Source organism: Hymenobacter lucidus, assembly GCF_020447265.1.
Lineage (GTDB): Bacteria > Bacteroidota > Bacteroidia > Cytophagales > Hymenobacteraceae > Hymenobacter > Hymenobacter lucidus.
In genome coordinates this window covers 284,491-304,751 of record NZ_JAJADR010000006.1, presented here as the reverse complement: position 1 = coordinate 304,751, position 20,261 = coordinate 284,491, and the positions used below count along the sequence as shown (strand labels likewise).

Genomic DNA, 20,261 nt, shown 5'->3' with positions numbered 1-20,261 from the left:
GCACGCAGGCGGCAGGAAAATGTTTGGGCCAATGGGGGAGGAGGGAGTCACTATTTTTGCGGCTTGTCTTGTAAGCTCATGCGTACACATTCCCTGTTTTCGAGGCCGTTGGGCTGGGCCCTGCTGGCGCTGCTGCTGTTTCTGCTGCCCTTTGCCCTGCTGCAGGAGCGCAGCTACGTCACCATCGACGACAACCTCGACGTGGAGCTGACCATTCCCTACCTGCTCACGCGCCACCACGTGGCGCTGGACTACCGGCCCACAACGGTAGTGCCGCCCATCATGAACGGACTGGCCCGCAATGCGCTGCGGCCCGGCCTGAGCGCCACGATGCTGCTGTTTGGGCTGTTGGAGCCGCTGCCGGCCTACCTGGTGCAACAGGCCCTGGTGCGGCTGCTGGCGCTGCTGGGCATGTACCTGCTGCTGCGCCGTCACCTGCTGCCCGCCCCCGATAAACGGTGGCTGGCGGCCGTCCTCAGCCTGGCCTGGGCCGTGCTGCCGGGCTACACCATCTACGGCCTCACGGTGCTGGGCCAGCCCTGGCTGCTCTACGCCTTCCTGAACCTGCGCCGTGGCCCCGCCCATCCCACCAACTGGCTGCTGATTGCTGCCTTCCCCTTTTGGTCGATGTTTGTGTTCGTGGGCCCGTTTGTGGTGGCCGCCATTGGCGGACTGCTGCTCTGGGATGTAGCCCGGGGCCGGCGCTGGTCGTGGCCGATGGTGGGCGGGCTAGTGTTGCTCACGATGGTGTACCTGGTGGTTGAGTACCCGCTGTTTTACTCGTTGTTCGTGGCCAAGCAGTTTGTGCCCCACCGCCTGGAGTTTGACCTGGGTCGGCTTGGCCCGCAGACGTTTGGGGCCGGGTTGAAGTCATCGGTACAGTATTTCCTCGTGGGCCAGTACCACGCCAGCCGCTTTTTCCACGGGGCCATTCTGCTGGCCGCCGGGCTGGCCCTGACCACCGGGCGCAGCCCTCACCGAGCCTACCGGCGGGAGCTGCTGCTGCTGCTGGCCGTGCTGGCGGCGGTGGCGGGGTTCTGCGGCTTCTACCCCCAGTTGATTGAGCAAGTGCAGAATGCCCTGCCCGTGCTGCGCACCTTCAACATGAGCCGGTTTAACTTCCTGATGCCGCTGCTCTGGTTTGTCGTGCTGGCTCTGAGCCTGCAAGGGCTAAGTCAGAAGAAGATAGGTATTGCTTTGGTCATGATGCAGTTATTAGTTGGCTTAGCTATGAATACCGAGTGGCTGAACAATCTGCGGGAGCTGGCCGGGCGGCCTAATCCCACCGAGCCCAGCTACCAGGCCTACGTGGCCCCGGCGCTGTTTGCCCAGGTACGCCAATCCATTCAGCAGACGAGTGGCCAGCTGCCGGCCGCCTACCGCGTGGCCTGCCTGGGATTTCCGCCCGGCGTGGCCCAGCTCAACGGCTTCTACACCCTCGACAGCTACCAGAACAACTACCCACTGGCTTACAAAAAGGCTTTTCGGCCCGTTATTGCCGGCGAGCTGGCCAAGAGCCCCGAGCTGCAAGCCTACTTCGATGCCTGGGGCAACCGGTGCTACCTGTTTTCGGCCGAGCTGGGCAAGAATTTCCGGGTTGGGGCGTTTCCAGCGCGCACGGTGCAGGATTTTGCCTTCGATGCCGCCGCTTTTCGCCGGCTCGGCGGGCGTTACGTGCTGGCTGCCGCCCGGTTAGCCCAGCCCGCCCGCAGCGGATTGCGGCTGCGGCAGGATTTTTCGGTTAGGAACGCGTACTGGCACCTGTATCTTTACGAAGTGCAGCCGTAGCCAAGCCCGGCTGCCCGAGCCCCGGCGGGGCCTTCAACCCGCCGGAATTCCCTAGATTTGGCCTTTTAGTGCGTCATAATAATGGCAAAAAATACGTACAAGCAGAACACTCCCGCGCCTCCGGGCCGGGGCAATGAGCCCCGCCCCGCCCGCAACCAGACGCGCCCTGCTCCCGAGCCTGCCCGGGAGCCCCGGACGAGTACCCCCAAAGCCGCCAAGCCCGCCGGCCGGCCGGCCGTCAAGCTGCCGTCCATTAAGCTCGGCAACCCGTTTGCTTTTCTGCGCGACCGGCGCTTCCAGCTGTTTCTGGGCTTCTTTTTCCTGCTCAGCTCCATCTACCTCACCATTGCCTTCGTCTCGTTCCTCTTCACCGGGCACGCCGATCAGAGCGTGGTTGAGACGCTGGGCAGCACGCCGGTGAAGGAAGCCGGCCAGGAGTCGGGCAACTGGCTGGGGCTGGTGGGGGCTATGCTGGCCCAGGCACTGATTTACAAGGGCTTCGGCGTAGCGGCCTTTGCCGTCATTCCCATCGTGTTTTTCCTGGGTTACAAAATCGTGTTCCGCCGGGCTGAGGTTTCACTGAGCTACGTGCTGGCGCTATGCTTGTTTTCGATGGCCTGGCTGAGCATTCTGCTGGGTTACGTGGTCCTGTCGCTCGAAGCCCCCGATGCCGATGCTGGCCTGGCCCACAGCCTCGATTTCCTCAGCGGCGGCATTGGTTACGAAGCTGCGCTGTGGCTCGACAGCCTCATTGGTTGGGGCACCGTGCTGTTGCTGGCCTTCCTGCTAATTTCCTTCGTGGTATACTTCTTCAACGTCACTAGCCTGAACCTGCGCGGCAGCGCGGCCGATGAACCGGAGGAAGCCGACCTGCCCACCACTGCTACCTACGCTACAGCGGGCCAGAATACCGGCCGCGCCACCGCTCCGGCACCTTTCGAGGAAGATAAGCAGGAACCGGACGAGCCGGCCATGACGCTGATCCGGGTGGGCCCCGTAGCGACGCCTACGGCCGCCAGCCGCCCCGCGCCGGAACCCGAACCGGAGCAATACGACGAGGAGGATGAGCCTGAGCCAGCCGTCATGAGCACTGGCCCAATCCACTCGCCCGGCCCGGCCTTCAGTATCACCGCTCCCGAAACGGCCCCGACCCTAGCCGCCGGCGCCGCCGCACTACCGCTCACGGTAGCGCCGGCCGCCGCTGCCAGCTTGGCCGCCGCTTCGGCTACCGTAGCCGCTGCGGGTGCCGCTGCGGGTGCCGCTGCGGGTGCCGCTGCCAGTGCTCCAAAAGGCCCGAGCTTCTCCTTCGAGACGCCCACCGACCCCGAGCCGCTCACTGTCGCGCCGTCCGGTATTCCCACGCCGTTGTCGATGGCCGACCTGGCCGGCGACGATGACGCGCCGCTGCCCGCCACGCTGCCCCTGCCCGCGCCCCGGGAAACGGCCGGCCCGGCCCTGCAGATCGAGAGCAAGCCCGGCGAGCTAGACCCCGCCGCCGGTGCCGATATGGCCGCCATTGCCGACGACGACGAGGATATGGACACCATGCCCGCCGTCAACTACGACCCCACGCTGGACCTCTCGCGCTACCAATACCCCACGCTGGAGCTGCTCAACGACTACGGAGTAGCCAAAGCTCAGGTGAGCAAAGAAGAACTGGAAGCCAACAAGGACCGCATCGTGGAAACCCTGGGGCACTACGGCATCAACATCGCCAGCATCAAGGCTACCATCGGGCCCACCGTCACGCTCTACGAAATCGTGCCCGACGCCGGGGTGCGGATTTCCAAGATCAAGAGCCTGGAAGATGATATTGCCCTGAGCCTGGCCGCGCTGGGTATTCGTATCATCGCGCCCATCCCGGGCAAGGGCACCATCGGTATCGAGGTGCCGAATACCAAGAAGGAAATGGTGAGCATCCGGTCGGTTTTCGCCACCGATAAGTTCATCAACACCGAAATGGACTTGCCCATTGCCTTCGGCCGCACCATCACCAATGAGGTGTTTGTAGTTGACTTGGCCAAGATGCCCCACTTGCTGATGGCCGGGGCCACGGGCCAGGGTAAGTCGGTGGGTTTGAACGTGATACTAGCCTCGCTGCTGTACAAGCGCCACCCGGCCCAGCTCAAGTTCGTGCTCGTCGACCCCAAAAAGGTGGAATTGAGCATCTTCAACAAGATTGAGCGGCACTTCCTGGCCAAGCTGCCCGACACCGAGGAAGCCATTATCACCGACACCAAGAAAGTGGTGAACACGCTCAACTCGCTGTGCATGGAAATGGACAAGCGCTACGACTTGCTCAAGGATGCCGGCTGCCGCAACCTGAAGGAGTACAACCGCAAGTTCATTGAGCGACGTCTCAACCCGAAGAAGGGCCACCGCTTCATGCCCTTCATCGTGCTGGTAATCGACGAGTTGGCCGACCTGATGATGACGGCCGGTAAAGAGGTCGAAACGCCCATTGCCCGCCTGGCCCAGCTGGCCCGCGCCATCGGTATTCACCTCATTGTAGCCACCCAGCGCCCGTCGGTGAACGTTATTACGGGTATCATCAAGGCCAACTTCCCCTGCCGGATTTCCTTTAAGGTGACTTCCAAAATCGACTCCCGCACCATTCTTGACGCCGGCGGGGCCGACCAGCTCGTGGGCCAGGGCGACATGCTCATCTCGCAGGGCTCCGACATCATCCGGGTGCAGTGTGCCTTTATCGACACGCCCGAAGTCGACCGGCTCTGCGACTATATTGGCGAGCAGCAGGGCTACCCCGACGCTTACCTGCTGCCCGAAGTGGCCGGGGAAAGCGGCGGCGGCAACGGCGGCGACGAAGAATTCGACGCCGCCTCCCGCGACAGTATGTTTGAGGAAGCCGCCCGCGTTATCGTCACCCACCAGCAGGGCAGTACTTCGCTGCTGCAGCGTCGCCTCAAGCTGGGCTACAACCGCGCCGGCCGCCTCATCGACCAGCTCGAGCACGCCGGTATCGTGGGACCCTTCGAGGGCAGCAAGGCCCGGGAGGTATTAATTCCGGATGAGTACAGTTTGGAACAGTTGTTGAATAACCTGCCTAAAAGTTAGCGGTAGTGCGACAAAAGCGGGTTAGCCGCGGTTAGTATTAAATCCGTACTGGGCTTAAACCTCGTTCCTCCAGCCGCCTCTACCTTCTCTCAAGACACCATCCTCTCGTAATGAAAAAAGTATTCGCCCTGCTCGCCTTCTCGGTTACGCTGACCCACGCGGCCTCAGCTCAGCAGGACCCCAAAGCTGGCAAGATTCTCGACCAGATGAGCGCCAAATATCAGGCGCTGAAGGGTTTCAAGGCCAATTTCACCCAGACTCTGGAGAATGACGCGGCCAAGGTAAAGGAGAATCTGAGCGGTGATATTACCGTGAGCGGCCAGAAATTCCGTCTCAAGCTCAACGGTCAGGAAGTCATCAACAACGGCCAGACCATGTGGACCTACATGAAGGCCGAAAACGAGGTGAACATCTCCGATTTCGACCCCGAGGAGCAGGACGTGTCGCCGACCCAGATCTTCACGCTCTACAAAAAGGGCTATAAGTACGCCTACGTGCAGGAGACCAAAGAAGCCGGCGAGGCTTGCGACATCATCGAGCTGTCGCCGGAAAACAAGGACAACCCGGTTTTCAAAGTGCGTCTGACGGTGAGTAAGGCCGATAAGTCGGTGAAAAGCTGGAAGATGTTCAAGAAGAACGGCAACCGCTACACCTATACCATCCGCAAGTTCCAGCCTAACCCGCCGCTGGATGCCACGACCTTCAACTTCGATAAAACCAAGTATAAAGGCGTGAAGGTGATTGACCTGCGCTAAGCTCGTCAGTCCGACTGCCGAAATGTCCGGCCCGCTTCTGCCTCGCGCAGGGGCGGGCCGGTTTGCGTTTTGGGCGTACTGATATAGCTGATGGATAGGTGCCGCAGGCTACGTTAGGGAGAGAGAAGCCGATTGAGTACTTTCCCGCACTGCATTAGGCAGCATTATTCGTATCCGCTATATCCGTTATGAAAGAAGAATTCCTGCACTATGTCTGGCAGCACCAGTACTACGATAAAAACGAGCTGCGCACCGAGGCCGGGGAGTTGATAACCGTGCTGCGGCCCGGCCGCCGCAACGCCGATGCCGGCCCCGATTTCCTGGATGCCCGCCTGCAGATTGGCGAAGTGGAGTGGAACGGCGCAGTCGAAATACACCTGCGGGCCTCCGACTGGCTGCGCCACCAGCACCAGACTGATAAAAAGTACGACCAGGTAATTCTGCACGTCGTGTACACCGCCGACCAGGATATCTGGCGCACCAACGGCTCGGTTATTCCGGCCCTGGCGCTGGGGCCGCGCATTGCCCTGGCGCTGGTAAACTCCTACCGCAACCTGGTGGAACTGCCGCCCGCTTCGGCCGTGCTGCCCTGCGGCGCGCTGCTGGATCAGGTACCCGTCATTACGCGCACCATGATGGTAGAACGGGCCCTGCTGGAGCGGGTGGAGCAGAAAGCAGAGGCTATAGCCGCCTTGCACGCCCAGCTCGACGACGACTGGGAAGCTACGGCCTACCATGCGCTGGCGGCCGGGTTTGGCTTCAAAAAGAACACGGAGCCCCTGGCCCGGCTGGCCAAAGCCCTGCCGCTGGCCGTGGTGCGCCGCCACCGCCACGAGGTGCGGCAGCTCGAAGCCTTGGTGTTCGGGCAGGCCGGGTTTCTGGCCGAAACCGAGGCCACGGCCGACGATGCTTACATTCAGGAGCTGCGGCGCGAGTACGAGTTTCTGCGCCATAAGTACCAGCTGGCGGCCACAACAATGCCGGTGCACGAGTGGAATTTTCTGCGGCTGCGGCCCGCCAATTTCCCGCCCGTGCGGCTGGCTCAGCTGGTGGCGGTGCTGCACGCGCGGCCGGTGCTGTTCAGCGCCCTGCTCACGGCCACCGATATCCGGACGCTGGAGCAATTCTTTACTGCGCCGGTGCCAGCCTACTGGCGTGGGCACTTTCAGCCGGGTCGGCCGGGCAAAGTACCCGCGCTTGGCCGCAGCAGCCTACATTTGCTTATTGCCAATGTGGTGGTGCCCCTGCGCGTGGCGTATGCCCGCTACGTGGGCCAACCCGAGCTTATCGAATCTGCCGTGGCCCTTCTCGAACAACTGCCTGCCGAACACAACCACCTTACCGAGCCCTACGAGGCCCTGGGTTTCGTGCACCAGTCAGCCGCCGACTCGCAGGGGCTGCTGACTTTGAGCCGCAGCTACTGCCAGCCGCGCCAATGCCTGCGCTGCACCATTGGCAGCCATATTCTGCGGCAAAACCTATTGGTCCGGTGAAATTGCTCGTTGCTCTTGGCCTGAACGGATTCCTGTTGGCACTGCTCTTTTTCTGGATTCGCCACCACCACCGCACGTCGCCATTTCGGGGCTGGCTGCTGCCCTTGCTGGCCCTGAAGCTGGTAGCCTGCCTGCTGGCCTGCTGGCTGCTGAGCGACGATGCCAGATACTTTCAGCGCTGGGGCCTCGCCCTGACTACCCAGCTGTGGGCTGAGCCCGGCGCCTGGCTGCACACCATGCTAGGCGACTCGTTTGAACAGAAGCTGGTGTTTCACGGCTACTCCAATACGTTTTTCGTTATCAAAGTACTGTCGGTGCTGAATCTGGCCTCGGGCGGGGTGCTGCTGCTCAACGGTCTGTATTTTTCGTTGTTTGCTTTCGTGGGGGGGTGGGAGCTGGCCACCACGCTGGCCCGGCTGTTTCCTGCTACTCCCAAAGCAGCGGCGCTCCTGGCCTTTCTGGCGTGGCCCACAGTGGTATACTGGACGGCTGGCCTGACCAAAGAATGCTTATTGCTGGGCAGTGGCGCATGGTTACTGGCCTTTGTGCTGCGCTGGCTCTACGGCGCAGAACCTCTGCGGCCCGGCACTGTATTGGGCGGCCTGCTGCTGGTTTTTCTGCACTTCAAAATGCGCTTTTTCTTTGCGCTGCTGCTGCTGGGCGCCCTGGCCGGCTTGGTGGTGGTGCGGGTAGCGCAACACCTGGGCGGGGCGCAACGACGGCGTTGGCAGGTGCTGTTATTCGCGGCTACGCTGGCCGCTGGCGGTTGGGTAGGTAGCGAAATAAACCCCGTATTCCGGCTCAATAAGTTTACCAATCAGCTAATCCGCAACTACTCCGAGCTGCGCGAGGTGTCGCGTCACCGGCCCCATATCGAATACGCCAATCTGGCTCCGACGGTGGAAAGTATGCTGCAGAACGCACCCAAAGCAGTGGTGAGCACCGTGGTACGGCCCATGCCCTGGGAAGATGCGCTGCCGGCATCGGTGGCGGCCGGCCTGGAAAACGTGCTGCTGTTGCTGGTACTGGTGCTGGCAGTAGTAGCCATGGTACGCCGGCAGCCGGGGCAGCTGCCCTTTGCCCTGGTGCTGGCCCTGGGGTTTTACTGCCTGGCCCTGGCTGCTTTGCTGGGCCTGAGTACGCCCAATCTGGGCACGCTCAACCGCTACCGCTCCGTAATGCTGCCGTATCTGCTGCTGCTGGCCCTGCAAAACGACTACGCGGCTCGTTGGCTGCGGCGCATTGGGTTGTAGGCAGCTTTAGCAGGGCACTTGGTGCGGCCCAATAGCCGTTGTATCTTTGCGGTTTGGTTTAAAAGCACAACAGCCACCCGGCTTTCATTTGTCTGCATGGAAAATCCTGTCATTATTCTGGGGGCACAAAGCCTCGGCACCACGGCCCTCGATGCCTTCACCAGCAATGATGTAGTAGTCTATTGCCTGCTCGACGACGATGCCAAGCTGCAGAACTCGGAGCTGAACACGGTGCCCGTGATGGGCAACACCGACGATAAGCAACTGCTGAAGCTGCTGGGCAAGAAGTGCGAGGTATTCGTGGCTACCGAAGACGTGGCCAGTCGCCGCAGCCTGACCAACATGCTGCGCGACGAGTACGAAGTAGTGCCCGTTAATTCCATTCATGCCCGGGCCAGCGTGGCCGAGCACGCCTGGCTGGGCCACGGCAACCTCGTAAGCGCCGGCGCGGTAGTGGGCAGCAACGCCAAGGTGGGCAACGGCTGCCTGATCGGGGCCAATGCCGTGGTGGAAGTAGGGGCCGAGCTGGCCGACTACGTGCAGCTCGGGGCCGGAGCCATCATCAACTCCGGGGTGAAAATCGAGGAGCAGGCCTTCATCGGCTCGGGCGCCATTGTGGTGGCCGGCGTCAAGATTGGCGCCAAGGCCCGCGTGGGCGCCGGCTCGGTAGTCGTGGCCGACGTGCCCGCCAACCAGACCGTTTTCGGCAACCCGGCTGTTAAAGTTTAAATGATAGAGCCTGGAGCTGCGAGTTTAGAACTCAGAATTGCTGTCCAGCGGCTCTCTGTCGTAACCTCTCAGGTCTGAGTTCTAAGCTCTCATTTCTACCCTATGGATTACCGCGTTTTACTCTACTACTGCTACACGCCTATCGAGGATCCGGAGGCGTTTCGCACTGAGCATCACCGCCTGTGCCTGCGCCTGAACCTGCTGGGCCGCATCATCGTGGCGCACGAGGGCCTGAACGGTACCGTTTCGGGCCTCGCGGCGGACTGTGAGGAATACATGCGGGTGGTGAAAGCCGATCAGCGCTTCGCGGCCCTGGAGTTTAAGGTCGATGAGTCGGCTGAGCATACTTTCCAGAAGCTGCACGTGCGGGTGAAGCCCGAAATTGTGCACAGCAGCCTGCACCACGTGCGGCCCCACGAAAAAACCGGCCAGCACCTCTCGCCCCAGGAGTTCAAGGAGCTCAAGGACCGCGACGATGTGGTAGTAGTTGACGTGCGCTCCGACTATGAGTACAACGTGGGCCGCTTCAAGAATGCCCTGACGCTGGACATGGAGAATTTCCGTGACTTCCCCGAGCGGCTCGAAAAGCTTAAGGAGTTCAAGGACAAGAAGATTCTGACCTACTGCACCGGCGGCGTGAAGTGCGAAAAAGCCAGTGCCTACCTGTTGGAGCAGGGCTTCGAAAACGTGTACCAGCTCCACGGCGGCATCATCAAGTACGGCATCGAAACCGGCGGGGAAGACTTTGACGGCAAGTGCTACGTGTTCGACAACCGCGTGACGGTCGACGTGAACCGCATAAACCCCAGCGTTATTGCCCAGTGCCATCACTGCGCTACGCCGTCGGATCGGATGATCAACTGTGCCAATCCGCACTGCAACGCCCACGTGGCTATGTGCGAAACCTGCGGCCAGCAACTGGAGGGTGCCTGCTCCCCGGCCTGCTATGAGCACCCCGACAAGCGCCCCTACGACGGCACCGGCACCTACCCCAAGCTCAGCAACCACTACAATCCCGAGCAGGGTCTGCTTTCGTACCGCCCGCCGGGCGCGTAAACTATCCGAATTTCATGCCGTAAGGCAATCCAATGAAAGCAGCCGGAACTACCTATTCCGGCTGCTTTCGTTACAATCGTGGCGGCTTCCAGGGCTACCGGCCTCGGAGCCCGCCCGTTCCACCTCACATTCTCACCCTTTTAATTTCTTTCCCATGCCTATTCCCGAATCGGAGCTGATCATCAACCGCGACGGCAGCGTGTACCACCTCAATCTGCTGCCCGACCATATTTCCGATACCATCATCACCGTTGGCGACCCGGAGCGCGTGCCGCTGATCAGTCAGCACTTCGATTCCATCGAAACCCAGATTCACAAGCGGGAATTTGTTACCCACGTAGGTTACTACAAGGGCAAGCGCCTCACCGTTATTTCGACGGGCATGGGTACCGATAACATCGATATTCTCATCAACGAGCTGGATGCGCTGGTCAACATCGACTTCGTGACCCGCGAGGCCCGGCCTCTGGAAGAGCGTATTGCCCTGCGCATCGTGCGCGTGGGCACCAGTGGCGCGCTGCAGGCCGATATTCCGGTTGGCTCGCACCTGGTAACCGAGCACGCCGTGGGCCTCGACTCGCTGATGCAGTTTTATCCACTGGTGGAAACTGGCCTGGAAGTGGAAGTAGCTACCGGTATTCAGCAAAGCCTGGACCTGAGCTACCGCCCGTACTGCGTGCGCGGCACCGATTTGCTGCGCGAGCAGCTGGGCGCCGGCATGATTGTGGGCAATACGCTCACCTGCCCCGGTTTCTACGGTCCCCAGGGCCGCGTGCTGCGCCTCGACCTGCGCCAGCCCGACCTGATCAGCCGCTTCCAGAATTTCCGCCACCAGAGCGCCGAGGGCGAGTTCCGCCTAACCAACTTCGAGATGGAAACCGCCGGCTACTACGCCCTGGGCCGTATGCTGGGCCACGAAGTGGTGTCGCTGAACGCCATTGTGGCCAACCGCGCCACCGGCGAGTTTGCTACTAACGCCGAAGTCGCCGTCAACGACCTGATCATGAAAACCCTGGACCGGATTTAGCGGCAGCTAGTCTGGACAAATAGATCAGTCCTAATGGCTTTGTATTTCACAGTACGTTACAAAAAGCCCTGATCGGTACTGGCTTGTCCTTATCCAAATAAAAAAGCGTTTCAGCCATTAGCTGAAACGCTTTTTTATTACTGTTGATGGCCTCTCAAAAGCGGAAGGTATAGCACGGTGAGTGGCAACCGCCGCTCCTTTAATGAAAACCATCGTTTCGCAGTACTTAACATGACACGGGTTCCCGTTACAAAGGAGCGAAAAGCATTGGAGCCCCCGAGCCCAATAGCCCCGCGGCGTGGTCATCAGTGACCGAGCCGGTATTGGTATTTTTCCAGCGTGTTCCAAATGGTGTACATCGCGACTTCTGCAGCCCTGCCGGACAGATTCGTGTTCAGCATCAAAAGCCGGCCTGTGCCGGTCTTTGGGTCAAAAAACAGCAGCGTCACCACACCAGGGTCGCCGCCGGTGTGGCCAATGTAGCCCGTGTAGCCGAAGCCCATGAAGACGCCCACGTTGTAGGATTCACTAAACGGATTGCGCTCGTTGCGCTCCTCAAAATTGCTGGCCGCCAGTTGGGGGCGGAAATAGTCGCGGTAGCTCGCCGGCCGCAGCACGGTGCCCTGGCCCTGGTAGCCCCGAATCAATTCGCGCAGGTACCGGCTCATGTCGGTGACGGACGAAATGAAGCCGCCGTCGGGGTAGGTGGTCAGCGAGTAATAGGGCAAGGGCACGGCGGGGGCCTGATACGGCCGCGCGTACCGGGCGAAATCGACGTCACCAACATTCCACCCCGACGCCCCCATGTGTAGCGGGCGGGTAAGGTAGCGAGTGGTGAAGGCTTGGAAGGACTGGCCGGTAGCCAATTCCACGACGTACGCCGCCAAGCACGTCCCCACGTTGGAATACTCGTACAACTCGCCGGGTGGGCGGGCCAGAAAGCCCTTTGCCTGGTACCACTTGCCCTGCTGGGTCAGCACATTTTGGAGAAACACGGGCAGGGCCACTGCCGAGTCTGCGGGGATGAAGGCCTGCTCCTCCCGGAAGGTTCGCGGCAAGCCCGCGAGCGGTTGGCTGGGCTTGAGGTAGAGATTCTTGCTCAGGTAGAAATCGTTGTCGCGGATACTGGAAGTGTGATTCGCCAACTGACGGAGCGTAATCGGCACCCTGGGAAAGGACGGGTTGACGACTTGGAAGGACAAATACTTATTGATGGGGTCGTCCAGGGTGAGCTTGCCGAGTTCCTGGGCCTTGAGCAGGGCCAGCCCAACCACCGTTTTGGTCACCGATGCAATGGGTTGGAGGGTGTGCACGTCGTAGGGCGTGCGGGCTTGCGCGTCGGCAAAGCCAAAGCCGTGCTGGTAGAGCGCGCCCCGGCGGGTCACGAGGGCCACCCCGAAGCCGGTGAAGTGGCCCTGGCTCCGCAACGCCTCCAGTTCGGCCGTCAACGAGTCCTGCGCGGCCCGGTGCCGGGCCCGCTGCGCAGTCGCCTGGGTGGAAGTGCCGAGCGCGAGACAAAGGGAAAATACCAATAGAAGGTGACGCATACGATAAGCTAAGAGAACAAATAATGCCGCTGAGCAGCTTAAGGAACAAAGAAAGGCTCCTTTTCCTGAACTACTGCCCATGTAGTCTATTGGCAAGGCAAAGTGGTCCTACGGACCAGATTGAGTTCAGGAAACTCATTCACCTTTCAGCGTTCAGGAAACGCAGATTTGCGACGAGTTCTCCAAACTTCTAGCTTTTTGGAAGATAGGGGTAAGGACAAGCCGGTAGCAGTTGGGCTTTTTTGTAAAAAAGGCTTCGGCCTTTAGTAAAAGTCGAAGCCGATGACGGCGCGCAGGGGCAGAGACGCGCCCGATTTCAGCGTCAGGTATTCCGGGTCGCAGGCCCATACGGTGGTATAGAGCCGCTTGGTAGCCCCATCCGCAGTCTGGAAGTAGATATCAACTTTGGTGTGGTAGCCGTTGCCGAGCGTAGTGGCACGTTCGGCCTCGTAGCGGCGCCACTGCCGCTGCACGGGCAGGGTCAGCACATCGTGAGCCGGGAACCGCAACGCCCCAACCGTTTCCTTGGCTACAATTTCCGGAGTCTGTTCGAGGGTTTGCATATAGAGCCAGCCGATAGTACGGGCTCTATTAAGTTGCGGAAAAAACCTGAGCAATACAACGGTAGCGACCTAGATGCCAGTATGTTACTCGGTTTTTACCCCCAACTGTTATCAACCGATTTCTGCCAGAAAGGCCATGGTATCAATGCCGTCGGCGTAGTCGGTAACCTTGGGCGACTGGGCTTGGCCGAAAGCGAAGCTGCCCGCGTAGCGGCCCCCGTCCGAGACGATGCACTGAATCTGCTCGGCCACGTCCGTCAGCTGGTCTACCAAATCTACCTCGCTGCAATACGTGCCGTAGTGCAGCACCGAAATGGGCGACACCAGCGCGCCGCCTTCGGTGAGCAGCAGAAAGCCGTTGTCGTAGTGCGGCACGCTGTTGACCAGCAGCAGGCTTTTGTTGTAGTCGTAGTTGTTCTGGTAGCGGTTGTGGTGCAACACCGTGTTCCAGGGCTCCAGGGCATCGAGCAGGGGCGTGAAGGAGTAGTTCTCGGGCACGTAGAGCTTGCTCACGTTGCGGCAGCCCAGGCCGTAGTACTGGAAAATGTCGCGGCCCAGGGCGGCCAGAGTTTCGGGCGTTTCCTGGCCCGTGAGAATGGCCAGACTGGTGCGGCTGCGCCGGATCAGGTTGGGTTTCTTGCTGAAATAGTATTCGAAGTAGCGGGCCGTGTTGTTGGAGCCGGTGGCAATGAAGGCATCGGCCTCGTTAAGGCGCTCGACGAAGGCAATCCGCTCGGCAAAGCGTGGCTCGATGGTGGTCAGCTCCTGGGCAATCCAGGTCATCAGTATTTTGTCTTCGGAGCTGGGCTTGGCCAGCAGGTGGTGGCCGCTGAGCAGCACGCACAGCAGGTCGTGGAAGCCTACCAACGGAATGTTGCCGGCCATAACTACGCCCACGCGGCGTGGCTGAGCCGGTTCGGCCGGGTAGTGGCCGGCCCAGGTACGAAGTGTGCTTTCTTCCAGCAGCTGGGCCACGCCCAGCACGGCCGCCTGCACATTGGGCGCGTCAAACCAGTTGTTGCTGTTGCGGGCACGGCTTACCAGCGCGGCCAGCTCATCTTCAGACAAAGTTTGTAGGCGCAGGCCCAGGGCAACAAAAGCAGCCAGACGTTCGGAATGATTCATAAATACCAACGAAGAAAAAGCCGGCCGGAAGCCCGGCCGGACGCCGCCGGGCCAACTGGCCCGACGGAATGACTAAAAAACTCGCAAGAGTACGGGTTAGTTTCTACTTTTGCGTGCCCCTACGAATTACTCCCCGCGCAATTGCTGCGTATACGTAGCGAATCTGCATCCACTCAACCCCGAGGACCCCGGCTATGGCCATCATGATAACCGACGAGTGCATCAACTGTGGTGCCTGCGAACCTGAATGCCCCAACACTGCCATCTACGAAGGCGGCGCCCAGTGGCGCTGGGCCGACGGCACCACTCTGAAGGAGGTGCAGGTCGATGGCGGCGCTACCGTATCGGGCTCGGCGCCCCAGACGCCCGTTTCCGATGAGTATTACTACATCGTTTCCGATAAGTGCACCGAGTGCGTGGGCTTCCACGAAGAGCCTCAGTGCGCCGCCGTCTGCCCCGTCGACTGCTGCGTAGACGACCCCGACTACCGCGAAAGCCAGGAAAAGCTCATCAGCAAAAAAGAGTGGCTCCACGCCGGCGCATAGTTTAATATGCTAATGTGGTTGAATGTGCTCAAGTGCTAATGTGAGAAATGTGTCATTGCGAGGAACATTCCGCGCATGAAGCGGCGTCAATCCGTCCTCTGAAATGTGCTGAGCCTTCTAAAGTGAAAAGCCCTTTCCCGTAACAACGAGAAAGGGCTTTCTGGTAAAAGAGTGTGACTACCTGCGCAGAGGATGGATTGCTTCGCAAGCTCGCAATGGCACATTTTTCACATTTCCAACATTCAACCACATTAGCACCTGAGCACATTACCCTCAGGTGCCGCAGTTGAAGTACTTGTCGTGGGCTGACTCGGGAATCAGGTTCATGCGGCTCAGTACCTTGATGGGCCAGCGCAGCCGCCGAATCAGGCGGTAGTTGTTGGGGTAGTCGTGGAAGGTGCGGGGCGGAGCGGCCACAATCTGGTCGAACTCGGCACGGGTGAGGCCAAGGCGCTTAATGCACAGGTCGATAACGCGCGGGTCTTCGATGGAGTTGATTCGGCTGGTGCGGGCCAGGGCGGTTTCGCGGCTCATCTGCCCCGAGCGTATCAGGGCCGAGTAGTTGAACAGCCGCCGGTCGATGTTGAACTTGGTGCGGTTCAGGTAGTAGATAACGCTCTGGTAGAGGTCGTCGAAGTAATGGGCGCCCGGGTTTTGCCATTCCAACTCCCGCTCCAGCAGCTCATCGACCTCACTGCGCACGTAGTCGACGTGGTAGAGCAGCGTAACGGTCTTGATGCGCCGCACGAAAGCGTAATAGAACATTTCCTTCAGGCCCAGATTGAAGCCCGGGTCGTTGGGCGACCAGGGCCGCAGCGGCACCGTGCCAAAACGCTTGTGCACAGCTTTGAGGTACTTGCCGTCGAGGTAGTTCCACGACAACGGCGCAATGCCCTCGGTGCGAAACGACTGCCCAATGATGATGCGCTGAATGCCTTCCTTGGCGGCCACGCCGTAGAGGGCGGTGGCAATACCCACGTCGGTGCCTTCCTCCATATCGGGCGTGGAGGCTTTGAGAAACGCTATTTTCAGGTCCTTCGATTCGCGCCAGTCGGAGGTGATGGTGCGCATCTCTACGCCCAGCTTGCGGCAGGCCTTGAGCATATTTTCGCCCGCCACGGGGTTGCCGAAGCCGTCGTTGAAATGCACGGCCAAGGGGCGCAGCCCAAGCTGCGTGACGCAGTACCAGAGCGTAAAGGAACTGTCGCGGCCGCCGCTTACGCCTAATACGCAGTCGTATTTACGACCTTTTCCCAACGCCTTGATGTCGGCCGCCATTTCCTGCACTTTCTGCTGCCCGGCCTCACCTAGTGGGAAAGACTGGTCCATCTTGTCGTGCAGCAGGCAAAAATTACACTCACCCCGATCATCAAAGCGGATGCCGGGTACGGTTGTGTCCATGATACAGCGGGTGCAGCATTGGTAGCTGGACGTCATAGAAGCGGGCAAAGTTGACGCAACAGGAGTAGGGTTGAGTAGAGCTGAAGTCAAATCGAAATTCTTTAAGGGTACTAGACAGGCAGCTCGTCGAACCGGTAGCCTTTGCGTTGCAGCATCTCGCCGATGGCCGTGCCCTGTTCCAGACGCACCGGCCGGGGCATATCGGCCACCACCAGCTGCCCGGCAAATTCGTTAAAAGCGCCCTGGGCACGTACGCCCGAGGCATCGACGGCCAACGAGCAGCCGATACTTTTTTTGCCCTCGTAAGGGCCGCCCACGATATAGCCCACCGAAGTTGTACTCAGCACGGCCACGTTGTAGAGCTTAGCCAGAATGGAAAATGGCCGCACCCATTTGTCACGGTACGGGTCGTTTTCCTCTGTAATCGAGAAGTCCACGGTCCAAGAAGCGGGGGCCAGGATGAACTCGGCGCCCATGCGGGCCAGGGTGTGGCCAATAGCCAGCCCATCGATGTAGTTGTCGGCGCAAACGTTGACGCCAATCTTGCCCAGGGGCGTATCCACCACGTTCAGTGTCTGGCCCACGGCGTAAAAGGGCTGCTCCACCGTGAGTAGATTGATCTTATGGTACTTGACCAATATTTCGCCCTGCGCACTGATGAGGATGGCGGCGTTGTAGTTGCGGCCGTTGAGGCGTTCGGTAAGCCCGGCGCACACCATGATATTGTTGCGCAACGCTTCCTGGCAGAGCCGGTCGCTGAACGGGCCGGGAATGGGCTGGGCTTCTTCCAGCGCACTGGGGTGCGTCCAGGCAAAATCCAGGGTTTCGGGCAGCAAAACCAGGTCGCAGCCCTGTTTGGCCGCATCCCCAATCATGTGGGCCGCTCGTTCCAGGTTGCGTTCTGGCTCGCCGCCTTCAACCAGCAGCTGACCTAGCCCAATTCGGATAGTTGTGGTTGATGGTGAGGTTATTGAGGATGAAACAGGTGCTGGGTCCGGTTTCTTGGTCTTCCGAAAAGAGAATAGCGCAGCCATGGAGGCGGGGAAGGCGGTGGAGAAAAATTATCAGAAGTTATCAAAATCTGATTAAACCTCCGCACAGTTTTTATGTCGCCCTCAAAGGTAAGGCGAATCCGCTATATAATGGATTAAAACAATGTTAATGTCCAGCTGGGGGGTAGGCTACGGAGCAGCTGCACCCGGGAATTTCCCGCCCCGGCCTGAATTAGCTACTTTTGTTTTTATTCCGAACCGCTTATTCCCCGTTGACGATGTCCATCGCCAAAACCTATACCCCCGCCGACGTTGAAGCCAAATGGTATCAGCGCTGGCAGGAGCAGGGCTTTTTCAAGGCCAAACCCAATCCGCGCAAACCCGCCTACTCGGTCGTGATTCCGCCGCCCAACGTGACGGGCGTGCTACACATGGGCCACATGCTCAACAATACGATTCAGGACGTGCTGGTGCGCCGGGCCCGGATGCAGGGCAAGGAAGCCTGCTGGGTGCCCGGCACCGACCACGCCTCCATTGCCACCGAGGCCAAAGTAGTAGCCCTGCTCAAGGAGAAGGGAATTGAGAAGCGCGACCTGAGCCGGGAAGAATTCCTGACCCACGCCTGGGACTGGAAAGAAAAGTACGGCGGTATCATTCTGGAGCAGCTCAAGAAGCTGGGTGCCTCCTGCGACTGGGACCGGACGCGCTTCACGATGGAGCCCGAACTGACGGCGGCCGTGCTGCGCGTGTTCGTGGACCTCTACCAGAAAGGCCAGATCTACCGCGGCATCCGGATGGTAAACTGGGACCCGCAGGGCCGTACCGCCATTTCCGACGAGGAAGTAATTGCCAAAGACACCGTGGCCAAGATGTACTACCTCAAGTACGCGGTAGTAGGGCAGGAAGGCCAGTTTATCACTATTGCCACCTCGCGGCCCGAGACGATTATGGCCGACGTGGCCGTGGCCGTAAACCCCAACGACGAGCGGTATACCCACCTGCACGGGCAGAAAGTGCGCATCCCTCTGCTGGGCCGCGACATTCCGATTATCCTGGATGAGTACGTGGCTATGGACTTCGGTACCGGTGGCCTGAAGGTGACGCCCGCCCACGATTTGAACGACTACGAGCTGGGCGTGAAGCACAACCTGCCCGTTATCGACATCCTCAACGACGACGGCACGCTCAACGAAAAAGCGCAGCTCTACGTGGGCCAGGACCGGTTTGCCGTGCGCAAGCAGATTGCCAAGGACTTGGCAGAGGCCGGCCTGCTGGAAAAGATTGAGGACTACAACAGCGTGCTCCAGACCTCGGAGCGCACCGGGGCCGTTATCGAGCCCAAGTTGAGCCTGCAGTGGTTCTGCAAGATGGACCACATGGCCAAAAAGGCCCTGGAGGTCGTTGAAAACGACGAAATCAAGCTGCACCCGCCCAAGTTCAAGAACATGTACCGGGCCTGGATGGAGAACGTGCGCGACTGGTGCATCTCGCGCCAGCTCTGGTGGGGCCAGCGGATTCCGGCCTACTACCTGCCCGACGGCTCGTTCGTGGTAGCCCTGAACGAGGAGCAGGCCCTGCTTCAGGCCCGGGAGCAGAGCGGTAACGAGGAGCTGCAACTCACGGACCTTCGCCAGGATGAGGACGTGCTGGATACCTGGTTTTCGTCGTGGCTGTGGCCCATTTCGGTGTTCGATGGGTTCAAAGACCCTGACAATGCCGATATCAACTATTTCTACCCCACCGACGACTTGGTAACGGCCCCCGAAATCCTGTTTTTCTGGGTGGCCCGCATGATTATGGCCGGCCTGGAATACCGCCAGGAAGTGCCGTTCCGCAATGTGTACCTCACCGGCATCGTGCGCGACGACCAGGGCCGCAAGATGAGCAAGCAGCTCGGCAACTCGCCCGACCCGCTCGACCTCATTGCCCAGTACGGTGCCGACGGCGTACGGACCGGCATGCTGTTTTCGTCACCGGCCGGCAACGACTTGCTCTTCGACATCAAACTCGTGGAGCAGGGCCGCAACTTCACCAACAAAATCTGGAACGCCTTCCGTCTCACCCAGGGCTGGGAGGTGAATGCCGAGCTGCCCTTTGCTTCGGCTAAGGCGGTGGAGTGGTTCGGAGCCCGGCTGCAAACCACGGTGGCCGAGCTGGACGAGCATTTCGCCAAGTTCCGGATGAGCGACGCGCTGATGACCGTGTACAAGCTGGTGTGGGACGATTTCTGCTCGGTGTACCTGGAAATGGTGAAGCCTGCCTACCAGGCTCCCATCGACGCCGAAACGCTGAAGCACACGCTGGGCTACCTCGAAACCCTGCTCAAGCTGCTGCACCCCTTCATGCCCTTCATTACCGAGGAAATCTGGCACGAGCTGAAGGAGCGGGGTCCCAAGGAGTATGTGTGCGTGGCCCCGTGGCCCAAGCTGGCCCCCGTGGCCGGTAGTGCCGAGCTGCTCAGCCGCATGGAAAAGGCGCTGGACATCGTGGCCGGGGTACGCAACATTCGCAACCAGAAGGGCTTGGGCCCCAACAAGCCCCTGACCTTGGCCGCCAAAACCGACGACGCTCAACTGCTGCAGGACTACGACGGCATCATCCGCAAGCTGGCGGCTCTGACCGAAGTAAACCTGGTGCAGGAAGCCCCGGCGGCTTCGGTAGGCTTCGTTTCGGGTGGTGCCGAGTTCTTCGTGCCCCTGGAAGGCCAGATTGATCTGGGCGCGGAGAAAGTACGCCTGGAAAAGGAGCTGGACTACACCCGCGGCTTCCGCGACACGGTGCTCAAAAAGCTCAGCAACGAGAAGTTTGTGCAGAACGCCAAGCCCGACGTGCTGGAGCGGGAGCGGCAGAAGCTGGCCGATGCCGAATCGAAAATTACGGCCCTGGAGCAAAGCTTAGCCGCGCTGTAGCCG

15 protein-coding genes are annotated in these 20,261 nt (G+C 60.2%); 10 read left to right on the top strand and 5 right to left on the bottom strand.

The features are described 5' to 3' along the window. Positions 1-78: 78 nt before the first annotated feature. The 8 genes from LGH74_RS19620 to LGH74_RS19585 all read left to right on the top strand — a co-directional run bounded on the left by LGH74_RS19620 (position 79) and on the right by LGH74_RS19585 (position 11,176). The gene (locus LGH74_RS19620) at positions 79-1,788 is read left to right on the top strand and encodes a DUF6044 family protein (RefSeq protein WP_226178416.1); all 1,710 of its coding nucleotides are present in this window, start codon (positions 79-81) and stop codon (positions 1,786-1,788) included. Between the two features lie 81 nt (positions 1,789-1,869). Then, complete coding sequence (locus tag LGH74_RS19615; protein ID WP_226178413.1) at positions 1,870-4,863, top strand: DNA translocase FtsK 4TM domain-containing protein; 2,994 nt, start codon at positions 1,870-1,872, stop codon at positions 4,861-4,863. A gap of 110 nt (positions 4,864-4,973) precedes the next feature. After that, positions 4,974-5,618 carry an outer membrane lipoprotein periplasmic chaperone LolA1 gene (lolA1, locus tag LGH74_RS19610; RefSeq protein ID WP_226178411.1) on the top strand — a complete coding sequence of 215 codons (645 nt, stop codon included), beginning with the start codon at positions 4,974-4,976 and terminating at the stop codon, positions 5,616-5,618. 188 nt (positions 5,619-5,806) lie between these two features. Next, positions 5,807-7,111, top strand: coding sequence for a DUF2851 family protein (locus LGH74_RS19605; protein ID WP_226178409.1), 1,305 nt, complete (start codon positions 5,807-5,809; stop codon positions 7,109-7,111). Further along, positions 7,108-8,364, top strand: a complete 1,257-nt coding sequence (locus LGH74_RS19600; RefSeq protein ID WP_226178976.1) for a hypothetical protein — start codon at positions 7,108-7,110, stop codon at positions 8,362-8,364. The genes LGH74_RS19605 and LGH74_RS19600 overlap by 4 nt, the downstream gene beginning before the upstream one ends. Before the next feature lie 96 nt (positions 8,365-8,460). Next, positions 8,461-9,093, top strand: coding sequence for a NeuD/PglB/VioB family sugar acetyltransferase (locus LGH74_RS19595; protein ID WP_226178406.1), 633 nt, complete (start codon positions 8,461-8,463; stop codon positions 9,091-9,093). A gap of 102 nt (positions 9,094-9,195) precedes the next feature. After that, positions 9,196-10,149 (top strand): oxygen-dependent tRNA uridine(34) hydroxylase TrhO, encoded by a 954-nt coding sequence (gene trhO / locus LGH74_RS19590; RefSeq protein WP_226178391.1) that lies wholly within the window; start codon positions 9,196-9,198, stop codon positions 10,147-10,149. A 154-nt stretch (positions 10,150-10,303) separates the two neighbouring features. Further along, positions 10,304-11,176 (top strand): nucleoside phosphorylase, encoded by an 873-nt coding sequence (locus tag LGH74_RS19585; RefSeq protein ID WP_226178388.1) that lies wholly within the window; start codon positions 10,304-10,306, stop codon positions 11,174-11,176. Between the two features lie 305 nt (positions 11,177-11,481). Here LGH74_RS19585 and LGH74_RS19580 read toward each other — a convergent pair whose 3' ends face one another. The 3 genes from LGH74_RS19580 to LGH74_RS19570 all read right to left on the bottom strand — a co-directional run bounded on the left by LGH74_RS19580 (position 11,482) and on the right by LGH74_RS19570 (position 14,411). Then, on the bottom strand, positions 11,482-12,723 hold the full coding sequence (locus LGH74_RS19580) for a serine hydrolase domain-containing protein (RefSeq protein WP_226178374.1): 1,242 nt from the start codon (positions 12,721-12,723) through the stop codon (positions 11,482-11,484). Positions 12,724-12,986: 263 nt separating this feature from the next. Continuing rightward, the gene (locus tag LGH74_RS19575; protein WP_226178371.1) at positions 12,987-13,286 is read right to left on the bottom strand and encodes a hypothetical protein; all 300 of its coding nucleotides are present in this window, start codon (positions 13,284-13,286) and stop codon (positions 12,987-12,989) included. A gap of 111 nt (positions 13,287-13,397) precedes the next feature. After that, positions 13,398-14,411 (bottom strand): acyl-CoA reductase, encoded by a 1,014-nt coding sequence (locus LGH74_RS19570; protein ID WP_226178355.1) that lies wholly within the window; start codon positions 14,409-14,411, stop codon positions 13,398-13,400. Positions 14,412-14,605: 194 nt separating this feature from the next. On the opposite strand from LGH74_RS19570, the gene LGH74_RS19565 reads away from it, so the two are divergent. Beyond that, entirely contained in the window at positions 14,606-14,956 is a 351-nt protein-coding gene (locus LGH74_RS19565; protein WP_226178352.1) for a 4Fe-4S dicluster domain-containing protein, read from the top strand. Between the two features lie 273 nt (positions 14,957-15,229). Here LGH74_RS19565 and LGH74_RS19560 read toward each other — a convergent pair whose 3' ends face one another. Then, on the bottom strand, positions 15,230-16,393 hold the full coding sequence (locus LGH74_RS19560; RefSeq protein ID WP_226178350.1) for an N-acetyl sugar amidotransferase: 1,164 nt from the start codon (positions 16,391-16,393) through the stop codon (positions 15,230-15,232). Between the two features lie 74 nt (positions 16,394-16,467). Further along, the gene (locus tag LGH74_RS19555) at positions 16,468-17,391 is read right to left on the bottom strand and encodes a carbon-nitrogen hydrolase family protein (protein ID WP_226178347.1); all 924 of its coding nucleotides are present in this window, start codon (positions 17,389-17,391) and stop codon (positions 16,468-16,470) included. A 236-nt stretch (positions 17,392-17,627) separates the two neighbouring features. Between LGH74_RS19555 and LGH74_RS19550 the strand changes: the two genes are divergently transcribed. Further along, positions 17,628-20,258 carry a valine--tRNA ligase gene (locus LGH74_RS19550; protein WP_226178344.1) on the top strand — a complete coding sequence of 877 codons (2,631 nt, stop codon included), beginning with the start codon at positions 17,628-17,630 and terminating at the stop codon, positions 20,256-20,258. Positions 20,259-20,261: the final 3 nt, after the last annotated feature.

Bases quoted from the DNA above. Each gene is read 5' to 3' on its own strand.
- LGH74_RS19620 (WP_226178416.1), top strand. From the start codon at position 79: ATGCGTACACATTCCCTGTTTTCGAGGCCGTTGGGCTGGGCCCTGCTG.
- LGH74_RS19615 (WP_226178413.1), top strand. From the start codon at position 1,870: ATGGCAAAAAATACGTACAAGCAGAACACTCCCGCGCCTCCGGGCCGG.
- lolA1 (WP_226178411.1), top strand. From the start codon at position 4,974: ATGAAAAAAGTATTCGCCCTGCTCGCCTTCTCGGTTACGCTGACCCAC.
- LGH74_RS19605 (WP_226178409.1), top strand. From the start codon at position 5,807: ATGAAAGAAGAATTCCTGCACTATGTCTGGCAGCACCAGTACTACGAT.
- LGH74_RS19595 (WP_226178406.1), top strand. From the start codon at position 8,461: ATGGAAAATCCTGTCATTATTCTGGGGGCACAAAGCCTCGGCACCACG.
- trhO (WP_226178391.1), top strand. From the start codon at position 9,196: ATGGATTACCGCGTTTTACTCTACTACTGCTACACGCCTATCGAGGAT.
- LGH74_RS19585 (WP_226178388.1), top strand. From the start codon at position 10,304: ATGCCTATTCCCGAATCGGAGCTGATCATCAACCGCGACGGCAGCGTG.
- LGH74_RS19580 (WP_226178374.1), bottom strand. From the start codon at position 12,723: ATGCGTCACCTTCTATTGGTATTTTCCCTTTGTCTCGCGCTCGGCACT.
- LGH74_RS19575 (WP_226178371.1), bottom strand. From the start codon at position 13,286: ATGCAAACCCTCGAACAGACTCCGGAAATTGTAGCCAAGGAAACGGTT.
- LGH74_RS19570 (WP_226178355.1), bottom strand. From the start codon at position 14,411: ATGAATCATTCCGAACGTCTGGCTGCTTTTGTTGCCCTGGGCCTGCGC.
- LGH74_RS19565 (WP_226178352.1), top strand. From the start codon at position 14,606: ATGGCCATCATGATAACCGACGAGTGCATCAACTGTGGTGCCTGCGAA.
- LGH74_RS19560 (WP_226178350.1), bottom strand. From the start codon at position 16,393: ATGACGTCCAGCTACCAATGCTGCACCCGCTGTATCATGGACACAACC.
- LGH74_RS19555 (WP_226178347.1), bottom strand. From the start codon at position 17,391: ATGGCTGCGCTATTCTCTTTTCGGAAGACCAAGAAACCGGACCCAGCA.
- LGH74_RS19550 (WP_226178344.1), top strand. From the start codon at position 17,628: ATGTCCATCGCCAAAACCTATACCCCCGCCGACGTTGAAGCCAAATGG.